We start from the raw sequence: 15733 nt of genomic DNA on the forward strand, positions 1-15733 counted from the left end.
AGAGCATGCCCAAGGCCGGGCGGCGTGTCACTGCTGATCGTTTTAGCGTTGCGCTTGAGCGTTCAGTTCAGCCGATGGAGCCACGTGCGGTTGTGCCGGATTTGCCGGCCAGGCCTTGCGGTCCAGGTCCAGGTCAGGGAACTGGCTGGAGTCGAACACCGGCGTCTTGATGCCTGCCGCGCGCTGGTTGTCGTAGTCGTTCAGGATGCGCATGGCGATCTTGAACAGGAACGCCAGGGCGAACAGGTTGACGAACGCGAGCATGGTCATGGTGATGTCGGCGAAGGCGAACACAGTGCTCAGGTTTTCGATCGAGCCCCAGAAAATCAGCGCCAGTACCACGGCGCGATAGGCCATCAGCATCTTGCGGTTGTTGCCGACCAGGAAGCGCAGGTTGCTCTCGCCCAGGTAGTAGTTGTACATGATCGAGGTGAACACGAACAACGCCAGCGCCACGGAGATGAACATGCGGCCCCAGTCGCCGACTACTGCGGCCAGGGAGTTCTGGGTCAGGGCAATGCCGTCGCCTTCAAAGCCTGGGGTGTAGAAGCCGGAGAGCAGGATCAGCAACGCGGTGCAGGTGCAGATCACGAAGGTGTCGAGGAACACGCTGAACGCCTGGACTACGCCCTGAGCAATCGGGTGTTCCACGGAAGCGACGGCGGCCACGTTAGGCGCACTGCCCAAGCCGGCTTCGTTGGCGAACACGCCACGTTTCACACCCATGATGATCGCGCTGCCGACCAGGCCACCGAAGGCTTGGTCCAGACCGAAGGCGCTCTTGACGATGGTCGCGAGCATGGCCGGGACGTGGTCGAATTGCAGCACGATCACGTACAGGGTCACGGCGATGTAGATCAGGGTCTTGACCGGCACCAGCAGGTCGGCAATCGAAGCGATGCGCTTGATCCCGCCGATGAACACCATGCCCAGCAATACCGCCAGCGCCAGGCCGGTGTAGGTGGTGTCCAGGCCAAAGGCGCTGTTCAGCGAGTGGGTCACGGCGTGGGCTTGCAGGCCGTTGAAGGCGAAACCGAAGGTCACCAGCAACAGGAACGCGACGACCATGCCCAGCCAGCGTTTTTGCAGGCCGTGCTGGATGTAGTAAGCCGGGCCGCCACGGTAAGTGCCGTCGACGTCAGTGCGTTTGTACAGCTGACCGAGGGAGCACTCGATAAAGCTCGAAGACATGCCCACCAACGCGGTGACCCACATCCAGAACACGGCGCCCGGGCCACCCAGGGTCACGGCAATGCCGACACCGGCGATGTTGCCGGCACCCACGCGACCGGCCAGGCTGAGCATCAGCGCCTGGAAGGAGCTGAGTTGGCCGGAGCTGCTTTTCAGGCTGTCTTTAAACACCGAAAACATGTGGAAAAAGTGACGCAGTTGAACGAAACGCGAACGGATCGTGAAATAACCGCCGAGCCCGACAATGAGCACGATCAGGACTTTCCCTGATAGGAAGTCGTTGATGACTTCGAGCATGGAGTGTTCCTCGCTGATTTTTCTAATGGCAAACGCAGGACGGTCCAACGCCGTCGCATAGCACCAGGCAGTGCGCGACAGTTCGGCCCCAATCCTTTTGCGGGTTGTTATTCATGCGGTTTCGCGCTGTTTGCGGGCCTCGTTACCGACGGCCGCACACGCGAAGAGGGGCGGCACTATACCTAGGCAAGCGTGATTCGTCTGCTTGGGCTGATTAAAGGTTTCACCAAGATCTTTCTGGTTGCACCCGTTTACTGTGGGAGCCGGGCTTGCCCGCGATGGCGGTGTGTCAGGCGACAGTGCTGCCAACTGACCCTGCGCCATCGCGGGCAAGCCCGGCTCCCACAGGGTTTGCGGTGTTCGGTCGAGCGTGTTTCAGGCAAAAAAAAGGGCCTGAAGAACGAGCCTTCAGGCCCTCAAAAGGTGAGAGGTGTCTAGTCCCTCAACCTGGTGAGCGGTGCAACAAACGTCAGGCCTTCAGCGGAACCAGACGTGGGGCAATCATGTTTTCCGGGCGCAGGATGTCGTCGAGCATGGCGTCGTCGAGCAAGCCTTCTTCGCGCACCAGTTCCAGCACGCCACGGCCGCTTTCAAGGGCGATACGGGCGATGCGGGTGGCGTTTTCATAGCCGATGTACGGGTTCAGCGCGGTGACCAGGCCGATGGAGTGCTCCACCAGCTCGCGGCAGCGCGCTTCGTTGGCGGTGATGCCGACGATGCAGTGCTCGCGCAGCATGTCCATGGCGCGTTGCAGCAGGCGGATCGAGTCGAAGATCTTGAAGGCGATCAGGGGCTCCATCACGTTCAGCTGCAGTTGGCCGCCTTCGGCTGCCATGGTCAGGGCCAAATCGTTGCCGATGACCTGGAACGCAACCTGGTTCACGGCTTCCGGGATCACCGGGTTGACCTTGCCGGGCATGATCGAGCTGCCTGGCTGGCGTGCCGGCAGGTTGATCTCGTTGATGCCGGTACGTGGGCCGCTGGACAGCAGGCGCAAGTCGTTGCAGATCTTCGACAGCTTCACGGCGGTACGCTTGAGCATGCCGGAGAACAGCACGAAGGCGCCCATGTCGGAGGTGGCTTCAATCAGGTCGGCAGCCGGAACCAGCGGCTGGCCGCTGATCAGGGCCAGGCGCTGAACGGCCAGGGCCTGGTAACGCGGGTCGGCGTTGATGCCGGTGCCGATGGCGGTGCCGCCCAGGTTCACTTCGGTCAGCAGCTCTGGCGCCAGGGTTTTCAGGCGGGCCAGGTCTTCACCGAGGGTGGTGGCGAAGGCGCGGAATTCCTGGCCGAGGGTCATCGGCACGGCGTCTTGCAGTTGGGTGCGGCCCATTTTCAGCACGTGGCTGAATTCGACGCCTTTGGCGGCGAACGCCTGGATCAGGCTGTCGAGGCTGGCCAGCAGCGCGTCGTGGCCCAGCAGCAGACCCAGACGGATCGCGGTGGGGTAGGCGTCGTTGGTCGACTGCGCCATGTTCACGTCGTTGTTGGGGTGCAGGTACTGGTATTCGCCCTTGTTGTGGCCCATGGCCTCCAACGCGATGTTGGCGATGACTTCGTTGGCATTCATGTTGGTTGAAGTGCCGGCGCCGCCTTGAATCATGTCCACCACGAACTCTTCGTGGAAATCGCCGCGGATCAGACGGGCACAGGCTTCGCTGATGGCAGCGTGCTTGGCTTCGCTGAGCTGACCCAGCTCACGGTTGGCGTCAGCCGCCGCTTGCTTGACCATTGCCAGACCGACCACCAATTTCGGGTAATGCGAAATCGGAACGCCCGAGAGGCGGAAGTTGTTCACCGCTCGCAGGGTCTGGATGCCGTAATACGCTTGAGCCGGTACTTCAAGTACGCCAAGCAGGTCTTTTTCGGTACGGAATGATGCAGCAGAGGACATGACGGAAATCATCTCGATAGGGACCCGGAACTGGCCGGAACGCTGCGAATGCTAGGCTTGTAGAAGTTTTTGAGCCAATGCTGTTCAGCACTGGCCTATGCACAAACGGCATAATGTAGCTGTGACCCGGTTATCATGGCGGGCGTGTGTGCCAAAATGGTGCGTACCCGTGGGAGGAAGTGATGAACCTTGAGAGCAAATGGCTGGAAGACTTCAGCGCGCTGGCGGCGACCCGCAGTTTTTCCCAGGCGGCAGAACGACGCTTTGTGACCCAGCCGGCGTTTAGCCGGCGTATTCGCAGCCTGGAAGCCGCGCTGGGCCTGACACTGGTCAACCGTTCGCGCACCCCGGTCGAACTGACGGCGGCGGGGCAGTTGTTCCTGGTGACGGCGCGTACCGTGGTCGAACAGCTCGGTGAAGTGCTGCGCCATTTGCATCATCTGGAAGGCGGGCAGGGCGAAGTCATGCAGGTGGCGGCGGCTCACTCGCTGGCGCTGGGTTTTTTCCCGCGCTGGATTGCGCAGTTGCGCAACGAAGGTTTGAACATTGCCACACGGCTGGTCGCCACTAACGTGGGTGATGCGGTGCATGCCCTGCGCGAAGGTGGTTGTGACCTGATGCTGGCGTTCTACGACCCGGATGCTGCGATGCAGATGGACGCCGAAATCTTCCCGTCGCTGCACCTGGGCAACACTGAAATGCTTCCAGTGTGCGCGGCCGATGCCGAGGGCAAGCCGTTGTTCGACCTGGAAGGCGAGGGTAGCGTGCCGTTGTTGGCCTACAGCGCCGGCGCGTTTCTTGGGCGTTCGGTGCATTTGCTGCTGCGCCAGCGTGCGTTGCGCTTCACCACCGTGTACGAAACCGCCATGGCCGACAGCCTCAAGAGCATGGCTTTGGAGGGGTTGGGCATCGCCTGGGTGCCGCAACTGAGCGTGCGTGCCGAATTGGCTCGCGGCGAATTGGTGGTGTGCGGCGGCCCGCAATGGCACGTGCCGCTGGAGATTCGTCTGTACCGCTGCGCATTGGTGCGCAAGGCGAACGTGCGGTTGTTGTGGCGCAAGCTGGAAGGTGGGGCTGCACAAGGCACCTGAGGGCGGTGAAGATCAAATGTGGGAGCGGGCTTGCTCGCGAATGCGGTGGGCCAGGCAACCCATCTGTGGCTGATACACCGCATTCGCGAGCAAGCCCGCTCCCACAGGATTTTGCGGTGTCTGGGACTGACTCAAAAGTCAATAAAACCGCCACTTTGCCCCGCTAGACAGATGGTCATCCAAGGGGCTGTTTATCTCGATTATTACGGTATACTGCGCGGCCTTCGGCCGGTCCAACCGGCCTTAATTCGTACAACAAGCCACGCCGGATTTCCCGCGTGGCTTGTTGTTTTTTGACGCGCCTGCGGGCGCCCAGAGAGAAGAGGCACGACGATGAGTGCATTGGTTGGCGTGATCATGGGCTCCAAGTCCGATTGGTCCACCCTTAGCCACACCGCCGATATGCTGGAAAAACTCGGCATTCCCTACGAAGTGAAAGTGGTTTCCGCCCACCGCACTCCGGATTTGCTGTTCCAGTATGCCGATGAAGCAGAATCCCGTGGCATCGAGGTGATCATCGCCGGTGCCGGTGGTGCGGCGCACCTGCCAGGCATGTGTGCGGCCAAGACCCACCTGCCGGTGCTCGGCGTGCCGGTGCAATCGGCAATGCTCTCGGGCGTGGACTCGCTGTTGTCCATCGTGCAGATGCCGGCCGGTATTCCGGTGGCCACCCTGGCAATCGGCAAGGCCGGCGCGATCAACGCAGCCCTGCTGTCCGCCAGTATCCTGGGCGCCAAGCACCCGCAGTTCCACGCGGTGCTGAAAAAATTCCGTGCCGAGCAGACAGACAGCGTGCTGGACAATCCAGACCCACGTATCGCCTGAGGTTTTTTACGATGAAAATCGGTGTAATCGGTGGCGGCCAACTGGGTCGCATGCTGGCCCTGGCGGGCACCCCACTGGGGATGAACTTCGCTTTCCTGGACCCGGCGCCGGACGCCTGTGCGGCCGCCCTGGGTGAACACCTGCGTGCTGACTACAGCGATCCGGACCACCTGCGCCAACTGGCCGACGAAGTCGACCTGGTGACCTTCGAATTCGAAAGCGTCCCGGCTGAAACCGTGGCGTTCCTGTCGCAATTCGTGCCGGTGTACCCGAGCGCCGAAGCCCTGCGCATCGCCCGTGACCGCTGGTTCGAGAAAAGCATGTTCAAGGACCTGGGCATTCCGACCCCGGCCTTCGCCGACATCCAGTCCCAGGCGGACCTGGACGCCGCCGTCGCCAGCATCGGCCTGCCGGCCGTGCTGAAAACCCGCACCCTGGGTTACGACGGCAAGGGCCAGAAAGTCCTGCGTACAGCAGCGGACGTGGTCGGCACCTTCGCCGAACTGGGCAGCGTTGCCTGCCTGCTGGAAGGCTTCGTGCCGTTCACCGGCGAAGTGTCGTTGATCGCCGTGCGTGCCCGTGATGGTGAAACCCGTTTCTACCCGTTGGTGCACAACACCCACGACAGCGGCATCCTCAAGCTGTCCGTGGCCAGCACTGACCACCCGCTGCAGGCTCTGGCCGAAGACTATTCCAGCCGTGTGCTCAAGCAGCTGGATTACGTCGGCGTGATGGCGTTCGAGTTCTTTGAAGTCGACGGCGGCCTCAAGGCCAACGAAATCGCCCCGCGCGTGCACAACTCCGGGCACTGGACCACCGAAGGCGCCGAGTGCAGCCAGTTCGAAAACCACCTGCGGGCGGTGGCGGGCTTGCCGCTGGGTTCGACGGCCAAGGTTGGCGAAAGCGCCATGCTCAACTTCATCGGCACCGTGCCGGCGGTGGAAAAAGTCATCGCCATCGACGACTGCCATCTGCACCATTACGGCAAGGCCTTCAAGGCCGGGCGCAAGGTCGGCCACGCCAACCTGCGCTGCAAGGACCGCGCGACGCTGCAAGCGCAGATCCTCAAGGTTGAAGCGCTGATCGCCGAGCAATAAGCCTGAGACCGGCGGGAACCATTCGGTGACCGCCGTCCTCTGATTGCAGGACGCCAAAGTCTGACTAGGCTTTCGTGTAGTTCACTTCATTCAGAGGGAAATGCCATGGGTATCATCGGAACCATCTTTATCGGCCTGATCGTCGGTCTGCTCGCGCGTTTCCTCAAGCCTGGCGACGACAGCATGGGCTGGATCATGACCATCCTGTTGGGTATCGCCGGTTCCCTGGTCGCCACCTACGGTGGTCAGGCGCTGGGCATCTACCAAGCGGGCCAGGGCGCAGGTTTTATCGGTGCGCTGATCGGCGCCATCGTGCTGCTGGTGATCTACGGCCTGATCAAAAAGAAATGATCTAAGCGACAAAGCCCTCTGCGCTGCGCAGGCGCAGAGGGCTAGAATGCTCGCCACCTGTACTTGCCGAGCTTCTTCATGCGCCGTCTTCTGTTGACTCTTCTCTTGCTGGGCTCAGGCCTTGCACACGCTGGCGAACTGCCGGAAACCGACTGGCTCGACCTGATGCCGCTTTCCGACCAGAAAGCCCTCGAAGCCATGCCCGAGATCGACCACAACTCCCCCGAAGCCCAAGGCACCTTCACCGACAAAGGTGGCTTGAAGCAAAGCAAAGGCTTGCCGGCGGTGATGTATTCGACCAAAACCGTGGCGGCCATGAATGGCAAGAACATCCGCATCGGCGGCTATCCGGTGCCGCTTGAGACTGACGCCAAGGGCCGCAGTACGCTGTTCTTCCTGGTGCCGTACCCAGGCGCCTGCATCCACGTGCCGCCACCGCCGCCGAACCAACTGGTGCTGGTGCGCTATCCCAAGGGGTTGAAGCTGGATGATATCTACACGCCGCTATGGGTGACGGGCACGTTGAAGGTGGAGAAGGTCAACAATGACCTGGCCGATGCGGCGTATGCGCTGGATGCGGGGAAGGTGCGGGTCGTGAAGGAGTCCGACCTCTAAAACCCGGCACATAACCCCTGTGGGAGCTGGCTTGCCTGCGATGCGGGCACCTCAGTGTATCAGTGATACCCGGGTGATGCTTTCGCAGGCAAGCCAGCTCCCACATTTTTGATTGGGTTTACAAGGCGACGCCGGTGATGCTCACGCCCAGCGTGTGGCTTTCGCCTGGCGCCAAATTCACCACATCATCCAGCACATTCGCCGTCTCGATGCACAGCATGCCCGTCCAACCGTCGTCAGCCATATCGTCGAATGCCTTGGCACGCTCGGTCCACGGGTTCCAGATCACCGTCGAGTTCGAGCCCTCGGCTGTGAGCTGGATGCGGCGCTGCCAGGCCTTGTCGACGATGTTCAGTTGCGCCGGGGTGTCGAGGTAGATGCGGTCGGTCTCGGCGGTGAAGTGCAGCAGGCCGGATTGGTTTTTCTCGGCCCAGCCGTCTGCTGTGTCGATATACGCCAATCCGTCCAGCCCTTCGACCTGCACGTTGCGCACATCGCTCACGGCGAAATAGGTGTGCAGCGCCTGGCTCAGGGTCACGGTGTCAGTGCCACGGTTATGGCTGGTCAGGCGGATATGCAGTTGGTCGTCCAGCAGCAGGCTCAGCTTCAATTGGACCTGATGGGGCCAGCCCGGAAAGCCGTCCGCAGGCACCGGCAAGGCCAGATCTACCCGCAGTGCCTCGCCTTCAAGCTCGGTTCCAGTCAATTCCCAGATCGCCGTGCGCACAAAACCGTGGGCCCCGGCAGGCTGGTCGCTGTGGCGCATCGCCTTGACGCTCTGCGGGTTGCGGTCGAACACACCAAACCAAGGCCAGCACACTGGCACGCCGGTGCGAATGCCTTTGCCTCTCTTGAACACCGCCTCGGGGTTCGGCCAGATCAGCGGCTGCTCGCCGTCGCGGCCGTAACTGAAAATATGCGCGCCTTGTTGGGCGACCATCAGTTCGGCGCCGTTATGGCGGATGCGCCAGCAGTCCAGCTCGTCGATTTTCACGGTTTCAACGTGGGGCACAGGCATACAAAGCACTCTTTATGGCAGGCAATGGGGCAGTTGACCGTCAAAACCCCGCGAGGTTTAACGCGCGCGCGACGGTACCGAACGCGTACGGCCGCTGCCGTCGATGGCGACAAACACAAACACCGCCTCGGTGACCTTGCGCCATTCGCTGGACAGCGGGTCGTCGCTCCACACTTCAACCATCATCTGGATCGAGCTGCGGCCGATTTCCAGGGCCTGGGTGTAGAAGGAAAGCTGTGCACCGACTGCCACCGGCACCAGGAACGCCATGCGATCAATCGCAACCGTAGCCACGCGGCCACCTGCGACCTTACTGGCCATGGCGGTGCCGGCCAGGTCCATCTGTGCGACCAGCCAGCCGCCGAAGATGTCGCCAAAACCGTTGGTTTCACGCGGGAGCGCAGTGATTTGCAGGGCGAGATCGCCTTGCGGGATAGGATCTTCTTGTTCGAGTTCGATCATGCCGAGGGTGCCTCTGACCCGTAACGCTTCATGGGTATTTCAAGTGGATAGCCGTCTTCTGGAAAAACGTTTCAGCACCAACATACACCGCGTGATGCGTTTCTCGTAAGGCGTACTAAAGGGAAACTCTGCCAAATCGGCTGGATGGCACCCAACGGCGTTTTGGCACAGCAGCCCCTCAAGACAGCGGGTTTGGCGCTGGCAAGGGCCGAGTATATCGAGACGCTGGCGCCGCGACGACCTCCCGGGGCTCATTTGGTCGGCAAATCGCGGCTGTATCGGGGCTTTTTCCGTTAACTGTGCTCATGGCGTGGAATATTCGCCGCAGCTGGGGTGTTGTTCCGGTCAGTACCGGCCTTAATGAGATGCCCCCATGACTACCGCGCCGCTGATGCGCCCGCTGACCCGCAGCGATTACAAAACCCTGTCGTTGTCCGCCCTGGGCAGTGCCCTGGAGTTCTACGACTTCATCATCTTCGTGTTTTTCGCGGCGGTGGTGGGCAAGCTGTTTTTCCCGCCCGACATGCCCGAGTGGATGCGCCTGGTGCAAACCTTCGGCATTTTCGCGGCCGGCTACCTGATTCGCCCGCTGGGCGGCATCGTAATGGCACACTTTGGCGACCTGTTGGGGCGCAAGAAGATGTTCACCCTGAGCATCTTCCTGATGGCCCTGCCGACCCTGGCCATCGGGTTGTTGCCGACTTATGCGCAGGTCGGTTTGCTGGCGCCGGTGCTGCTGCTGTTGATGCGCATGATTCAAGGCGCGGCGATTGGCGGTGAAGTACCGGGGGCGTGGATCTTTGTCGCCGAACACGTACCGGCCAAGCGTATCGGTTATGCGGTGGGCGTCTTGTCGGTAGGCCTGAACCTGGGGATTTTGCTCGGTTCGCTGGTTGCCACGGGCGTCAATGGCGCCTATAGCCCGGAGCAGGTGGCGGATTACGCATGGCGAATTCCATTTGTGCTGGGCGGGGTATTCGGTTTGTTGTCGGTGTACCTGCGCCGCTGGTTGCATGAAACGCCGGTCTTCGCCGAGTTGCAGCAGCGCAAGGCGTTGTCCCGGGAAGTGCCGTTGCGCACGGTACTGCGTGAGAGCCGTGAGTCGATTGTGCTGTCGGTGTTGATGACCTGGTTTCTGTCCGCAGGTGTTGTGGTGGTCATCCTGATGACGCCCGCGCTGCTGCAAGGGGTTTACCACTTCGCGCCCAAAGTCGCCTTGCAGGCCAACAGCCTGGCGGTTGTCACGATGGCGCTGGGCTTGGTCATCGCCGGCAAGCTCTGCGACCGCGTGGGGGCCGGCCGGGTGCTGGTGTTTGGCTGCCTGGGCTTGATGCTGACGTGCTGGGCGCTGTATGCCAGCCTGGCCAGCCACCCGCAATGGCTGTTCCCGCTGTACATGTTGACCGGGCTGTTTGTGGGCACGGTGACGGCCGCGCCGTTTGTGATGGTCACCGGTTTCCCGGCAGCCGTGCGTTTCAGCGGCTTGTCGTTTTCCTACAACCTGGCGTACGCCGTGCTCGGCGGCCTGAGCCCGGTATTCGTGTCATTGCTGCTCAAAGAGAGCCCGATGGGCCCGGCTTACTATGTGGCGCTGGTGTGCGTGATGGGCATGGCGGTCGGCGTTTACCTTTGGAAACACGGGCGTTAAGCAACGCTGTGCTTTTGCGGGCGATTTGCTATCGTGCCAAACCGACCCCGGCACGTGCCGGGGTCTCGCGTTCGCCGTCCTGACAATAAGAGAAGCCTTGCCATGTCCTCTGTGCCCGCAAGCAGTGCGCAACCTTCGCGCCCGCTGACCCGCAACGACTACAAAACCCTGTCGCTGTCTGCCTTGGGCGGGGCGCTGGAATTCTACGACTTCATCATTTTCGTGTTTTTCGCCACCGTGGTCGGAAAACTGTTCTTCCCTGTGGACATGCCCGAATGGCTGCGCATGATGCAGACCTTCGGCATCTTCGCCGCCGGCTACCTGGCACGCCCGTTGGGCGGCATCATCATGGCGCACTTCGGCGACCTGCTGGGCCGCAAGAAAATGTTCACCCTGAGCATCTTCATGATGGCCGTACCGACCCTCATCATGGGCCTGCTGCCGACCTATGCGCAGATCGGCCTGTGGGCACCGGTGCTGTTGCTGCTGATGCGCATCATCCAGGGCGCGGCGATTGGCGGCGAAGTGCCGGGGGCGTGGGTATTCGTTTCCGAGCACGTGCCGCCGCGCCATATCGGCTACGCCTGCGGCACCCTGACCAGCGGCCTTACCGCCGGCATTCTGCTGGGCTCGCTGGTGGCCACCGCCATCAACACCGTGTACAGCCCGGAGCAGGTGTCGGATTACGCCTGGCGGATCCCGTTCCTGCTCGGCGGCGTGTTCGGCCTGCTGTCGGTGTACCTGCGCCGCTGGCTGCATGAAACGCCGATCTTCGCCGAGATGCAGCAACGCAAAACCCTGGCGGCCGAGTTGCCATTGCGCGCGGTACTGCGCGACCACCGCGGTGCCATCGTGTTGTCGATGCTGCTGACCTGGCTGCTGTCGGCGGGTGTTGTGGTGGTCATCCTGATGACCCCGACCGTTCTGCAAACCGTCTACCACTTCAGCCCGACGGTTGCGCTGCAAGCCAACAGCCTGGCCATTGTTACCCTCAGCCTGGGTTGTATCGCCTCCGGCGCATTGGCTGACCGCTTTGGCGCTGGCCGCGTGCTGGTCGTCGGTTGCCTGCTGCTGCTGGCGACCTCATGGACCCTCTACCACAGCCTCATCGACCACCCCAACTGGCTCTTCCCGCTGTACACCCTGACCGGCCTGTTTGTGGGCGTGATCGGCGTGGTGCCGTATGTGATGGTCAAAGCTTTCCCGCCAGTGGTGCGTTTCAGCGGGTTGTCGTTCTCCTACAACGTCGCTTATGCCGTGTTCGGTGGCCTGACGCCGCTGGCGGTATCGCTGCTGATGAAGGAAAGCCCGATGGGGCCCTCTTACTATGTCGCCGTGCTGTGTGTGATGGGGATGTTGGTGGGCGCCTACCTGTGGAAACGCGGCCGCTGATTCACCGATAACCTTGTGGCGAGGGAGCTTGCTCCCGCTGGGCTGCGCAGCGGCCCCAGAAAAAGCGGGAGCGCTACGCACTGGAGCGCCAGCCCGGTCCAGCGCGAGCAAGCTCGCTCGCCACAGGTATTGTGTTGTGCCAACGATTACAGAGTGTTTCTGAAATATCCCCTAAACCTCCCCGCAACCCGCGGTTTTATTGCGTTTCCCCCTTCCTGACAGGTTTTTCACAAATACTGGCCTTTCATCTAATTGTCATATTCCAGACATAGAGTGTTCACACGGCCTACCGATACTTGGCCCCGATCCAACTATCCCTATCTGCTAGGAGCAAGGCATGAAACTGAAACGTTTGATGGCGGCAATGACTTTTGTCGCTGCTGGCGTTGCGACCGCCAACGCGGTGGCCGCTGGTGTTGATCCGGCAATCCCGGCTTACGTTAAGACCACTGGTGTGTCGGGCAACCTGTCCAGCGTCGGTTCCGATACCCTGGCTAACCTGATGACCCTGTGGGCTGAGGGTTACAAAAAGGAATACCCGAACGTCAACATCCAGATTCAAGCCGCCGGTTCTGCCACTGCGCCACCTGCGCTGACTGAAGGCACCTCCAACCTGGGCCCGATGAGCCGCAAGATGAAGGACACCGAACTGGCTGCCTTCGAGCAGAAGTACGGCTACAAGCCAACCGCTATCCCGGTTGCCGTGGATGCCCTGGCTGTCTTCGTACACAAAGACAACCCGATCCAGCACCTGACCATGGAACAAGTCGACGCGATCTTCTCCTCGACGCGTCTGTGCGGCGCCAAAGCCGACGTGAAAACCTGGGGTGACCTGGGCGTGACCGGCGACCTGGCCAACAAGCCGGTTCAACTGTTCGGTCGTAACTCGGTATCCGGCACCTACGGCTACTTCAAAGAAGAAGCCCTGTGCAAAGGCGACTACAAGCCAAACGTGAACGAACAACCAGGCTCGGCTTCGGTCGTGCAGTCGATCAGCTCCTCGCTGAACGGCATCGGTTACTCGGGCATCGGCTACAAAACCGCTAGCGTGAAGACCGTTGCTCTGGCCAAGAAGGGCAGCACTGACTTCATCGAAGACAGCGAAGAAAACGCCCTGAACGGCAAGTACCCACTGTCCCGCTTCCTGTACGTGTACGTGAACAAAGCCCCGAACAAGCCTCTGGCCCCGCTGGAAGCCGAGTTCGTGAAGTTGGTTCTGTCCAAACAGGGCCAGGAAGTTGTCGTGAAAGACGGCTACATCCCGCTGCCAGCCAAAGTTGCCGCCAAGGCACTGGCTGACCTGGGTTTGAAAGAAGGCAACTAAGCCTGCAATACCTGGTGTAGACGAATGCTGTTCTGTGGGAGCGGGCTTGCCCGCGATGCTGGCGACACGGTGTAGAGCTGAAACCGTATTGATGCCATCGCGGGCAAGCCCGCTCCCACACTAGCCGTCTACACCTCCTAATTTTCAGTCCGCTGCCAGCTCTGCTACGCGGCGGCTTTGTTGCGTCACTGCACTGTCATCTTTCTGTCATACAGGACCGCTAGGGTGTGCGCATGAATGATCTGGCCAATTCCACCATGACGACGACTTCCCCTCCCAAGCGTATTGATTTCAATACGCCTGAGCTGCAACGCAAGCGCCGCATTCGCGCGCTCAAAGATCGCCTGACCCGCTGGTACGTGCTGGTCGGCGGCCTCGCCGTCCTCGGCGCCATCACCCTGATCTTCTTCTTCCTGGCTTATGTCGTCGCGCCCCTGTTCCAGGGTGCCTCGTTGACCAAGGAAGAAGCCCTGACCCCAGCGTGGATCCAGGACGCCGGCAAGCCGTTGATGATCTCCCTCGAAGAACAGAACCAGGTCGCCATGCGGGTTTCCGACAAGGGCCAGGCGCTGTTCTTCAATGTGGACACCGGCGCCGAGCTCAAGCGTGTCGACCTGCCGCTTCCGGCGGGCGCCAGCGTTGCCTCTATTGGTAAAGACCAGCCGGGCAGCCCGCTGGTGATCCTGGGTTTGTCGAATGGCCAGTCCCTGGTGTTCCGCCACACTTATAAAGTGTCCTACCCGGACGGCAAGAAAACCATTACGCCGGCGGTTGAATACCCTTACGGTGAAACGCCGATCGTCCTCGACGATCAGGGCCGCCCGCTGGAACACGTCGCGCTCAACGCCACCGACTCCTCGCTGGTGGTGGCCGGTTCCGCCGGTTCCTACTTGAACGTGCTGAGCCTGAGCCGCGAAGAAAACATGATGACCGGCGAAGTCACCAGCGAGCAGAAGCGTATCGAGCTGCCGCAAATGACCGAGCCGGTGAAGGCGATCTTCATCGACCCGCGCCAGCAGTGGCTTTACGTGATCAACGGTCGTGCACTGGCCGACGTGTTCAGCCTGCGCGACAAGAGCCTTAACGGTCGCTACAAGCTGCTCGAAGACGGCACGTCTGAAATCACGGCCAGCACCCAACTGGTGGGCGGCATCTCGCTGATCGTCGGCAACTCCAAAGGCGGCCTGGCCCAGTGGTTCATGGCCCGCGACCCGGATGGCGAACAACGCCTGAAACAGATCCGCACCTTCCAGATGGGCACGGCGCCCATCGTGGAAATCACCGCTGAAGAACGTCGCAAAGGCTTCACCGCCCTCGACGCTTCCGGCAAGTTCGGCGTGTTCCACAGCACCGCGCACCGCACCCTTCTGGTGGACCCGGTGGTTGAAGGCCAAGGCCTGTTCGGCCTGTCGCCACGCGCCAACCGCGTGATCGTGGAAGCCGGCGGCAAGCTGCAACCGCTGGCGCTGGACAACCCGCACCCGGAAGTGTCGTGGAGCGCGTTGTGGAGCAAGGTCTGGTACGAGAACTACGACGAGCCTAAATACGTCTGGCAATCGACCGCGGCCAACACCGACTTCGAACCGAAAATGAGCCTGGCCCCGCTGACCTTCGGTACCTTGAAGGCCGCGTTCTACGCCATGCTGCTGGCGGCGCCACTGGCGGTTGCCGCTGCGATCTACACCGCTTACTTCATGGCCCCGAGCCTGCGCCGCAAGGTCAAGCCGGTGATCGAGTTGATGGAAGCGATGCCGACGGTGATCCTCGGCTTCTTCGCCGGCCTGTTCCTGGCACCGTATGTAGAAGGGCACCTACCGGGCATTTTCAGCCTGTTGATGCTGTTGCCGATTGGCATCCTGGTCGCCGGTTTTGTGTTCAGCCGCTTGCCTGAGTCGCTGCGCCTGCGGGTTCCCGATGGTTGGGAAAGCGCGATTCTGATCCCGGTGATCCTGTTCGTGGGCTGGCTCTCGCTGTACATGAGCCCGTACCTGGAAACCTGGTTCTTCGGCGGCGACATGCGCATGTGGATCTCTCACGATCTGGGCATCACCTACGACCAGCGCAACGCTCTGGTCGTCGGCCTGGCCATGGGTTTTGCGGTGATCCCGAACATCTACTCCATCGCCGAAGACGCCGTGTTCAGCGTGCCACGCGGCCTGACCCTGGGCTCGCTGGCCCTGGGGGCCACGCCGTGGCAGACCATGACCCGTGTGGTCATCCTGACCGCCAGCCCAGGTATTTTCTCGGCGCTGATGATCGGCATGGGCCGCGCTGTCGGCGAAACCATGATCGTGTTGATGGCCACCGGTAACACCCCGGTGATGGAGATGAACCTGTTCGAAGGCCTGCGCACCCTGGCGGCCAACGTGGCGGTCGAGATGCCGGAGTCGGAAGTGGGCGGTAGTCATTACCGCGTGCTGTTCCTCTCGGCACTCGTGCTGCTGCTGTTCACCTTCATCATGAACACCCTCGCCGAGCTGATCCGTCAGCGTCTGCGCAAGAAATACTCGTCGCTTTAAGAAAGGTAG

13 protein-coding genes are annotated in these 15733 nt (G+C 61.3%); 9 read left to right on the forward strand and 4 right to left on the reverse strand.

Annotated features, from left to right (window positions below; genetic code table 11):
• Positions 1 to 42 precede the first annotated feature (42 nt).
• Together AB4P94_RS06860 and aspA are read right to left on the reverse strand one after the other, a co-directional pair.
• Positions 43 to 1488 (reverse strand): alanine/glycine:cation symporter family protein, encoded by a 1446-nt coding sequence (locus AB4P94_RS06860; RefSeq protein WP_395609942.1) that lies wholly within the window; start codon positions 1486 to 1488, stop codon positions 43 to 45.
• Between the two features lie 469 nt (positions 1489 to 1957).
• The gene (gene aspA, locus AB4P94_RS06865) at positions 1958 to 3382 is read right to left on the reverse strand and encodes an aspartate ammonia-lyase (RefSeq protein ID WP_053258714.1); all 1425 of its coding nucleotides are present in this window, start codon (positions 3380 to 3382) and stop codon (positions 1958 to 1960) included.
• Between the two features lie 182 nt (positions 3383 to 3564).
• Here aspA and AB4P94_RS06870 point away from each other — a divergent pair, with 182 nt between their 5' ends.
• From AB4P94_RS06870 to AB4P94_RS06890, 5 genes are all read left to right on the forward strand, one after another.
• Positions 3565 to 4473, forward strand: coding sequence for a LysR substrate-binding domain-containing protein (locus tag AB4P94_RS06870; RefSeq protein WP_177038780.1), 909 nt, complete (start codon positions 3565 to 3567; stop codon positions 4471 to 4473).
• Between the two features lie 333 nt (positions 4474 to 4806).
• Positions 4807 to 5298: a 5-(carboxyamino)imidazole ribonucleotide mutase gene (gene purE, locus AB4P94_RS06875; protein WP_003176980.1), complete on the forward strand. Its 492-nt coding sequence runs from the start codon at positions 4807 to 4809 to the stop codon at positions 5296 to 5298.
• 11 nt (positions 5299 to 5309) lie between these two features.
• A complete protein-coding gene (locus AB4P94_RS06880; protein ID WP_176994505.1) occupies positions 5310 to 6395 on the forward strand; it encodes a 5-(carboxyamino)imidazole ribonucleotide synthase in 1086 nt (361 codons plus the stop codon).
• A gap of 105 nt (positions 6396 to 6500) precedes the next feature.
• Positions 6501 to 6746: a GlsB/YeaQ/YmgE family stress response membrane protein gene (locus AB4P94_RS06885; RefSeq protein ID WP_017253508.1), complete on the forward strand. Its 246-nt coding sequence runs from the start codon at positions 6501 to 6503 to the stop codon at positions 6744 to 6746.
• A gap of 78 nt (positions 6747 to 6824) precedes the next feature.
• Positions 6825 to 7361 carry a DUF3299 domain-containing protein gene (locus AB4P94_RS06890; protein ID WP_050784921.1) on the forward strand — a complete coding sequence of 179 codons (537 nt, stop codon included), beginning with the start codon at positions 6825 to 6827 and terminating at the stop codon, positions 7359 to 7361.
• Between the two features lie 118 nt (positions 7362 to 7479).
• Here AB4P94_RS06890 and AB4P94_RS06895 read toward each other — a convergent pair whose 3' ends face one another.
• Positions 7480 to 8379, reverse strand: a complete 900-nt coding sequence (locus AB4P94_RS06895; RefSeq protein WP_395609943.1) for a D-hexose-6-phosphate mutarotase — start codon at positions 8377 to 8379, stop codon at positions 7480 to 7482.
• A gap of 57 nt (positions 8380 to 8436) precedes the next feature.
• Positions 8437 to 8841: an acyl-CoA thioesterase gene (locus tag AB4P94_RS06900; RefSeq protein WP_003176975.1), complete on the reverse strand. Its 405-nt coding sequence runs from the start codon at positions 8839 to 8841 to the stop codon at positions 8437 to 8439.
• A 373-nt stretch (positions 8842 to 9214) separates the two neighbouring features.
• Between AB4P94_RS06900 and AB4P94_RS06905 the strand changes: the two genes are divergently transcribed.
• The 4 genes from AB4P94_RS06905 to AB4P94_RS06920 all read left to right on the forward strand — a co-directional run bounded on the left by AB4P94_RS06905 (position 9215) and on the right by AB4P94_RS06920 (position 15724).
• Positions 9215 to 10489: an MFS transporter gene (locus AB4P94_RS06905; protein ID WP_395609944.1), complete on the forward strand. Its 1275-nt coding sequence runs from the start codon at positions 9215 to 9217 to the stop codon at positions 10487 to 10489.
• Between the two features lie 102 nt (positions 10490 to 10591).
• Positions 10592 to 11881 (forward strand): MFS transporter, encoded by a 1290-nt coding sequence (locus tag AB4P94_RS06910; protein WP_395609945.1) that lies wholly within the window; start codon positions 10592 to 10594, stop codon positions 11879 to 11881.
• Between the two features lie 337 nt (positions 11882 to 12218).
• On the forward strand, positions 12219 to 13205 hold the full coding sequence (locus AB4P94_RS06915; RefSeq protein ID WP_017135798.1) for a phosphate ABC transporter substrate-binding protein PstS: 987 nt from the start codon (positions 12219 to 12221) through the stop codon (positions 13203 to 13205).
• 485 nt (positions 13206 to 13690) lie between these two features.
• Entirely contained in the window at positions 13691 to 15724 is a 2034-nt protein-coding gene (locus AB4P94_RS06920) for an ABC transporter permease subunit (protein WP_395611304.1), read from the forward strand.
• Positions 15725 to 15733 lie beyond the last annotated feature (9 nt).

The sequence above is a fragment of the Pseudomonas sp. B22129 genome (genome assembly GCF_044218875.1).
Classification (GTDB): domain Bacteria; phylum Pseudomonadota; class Gammaproteobacteria; order Pseudomonadales; family Pseudomonadaceae; genus Aquipseudomonas.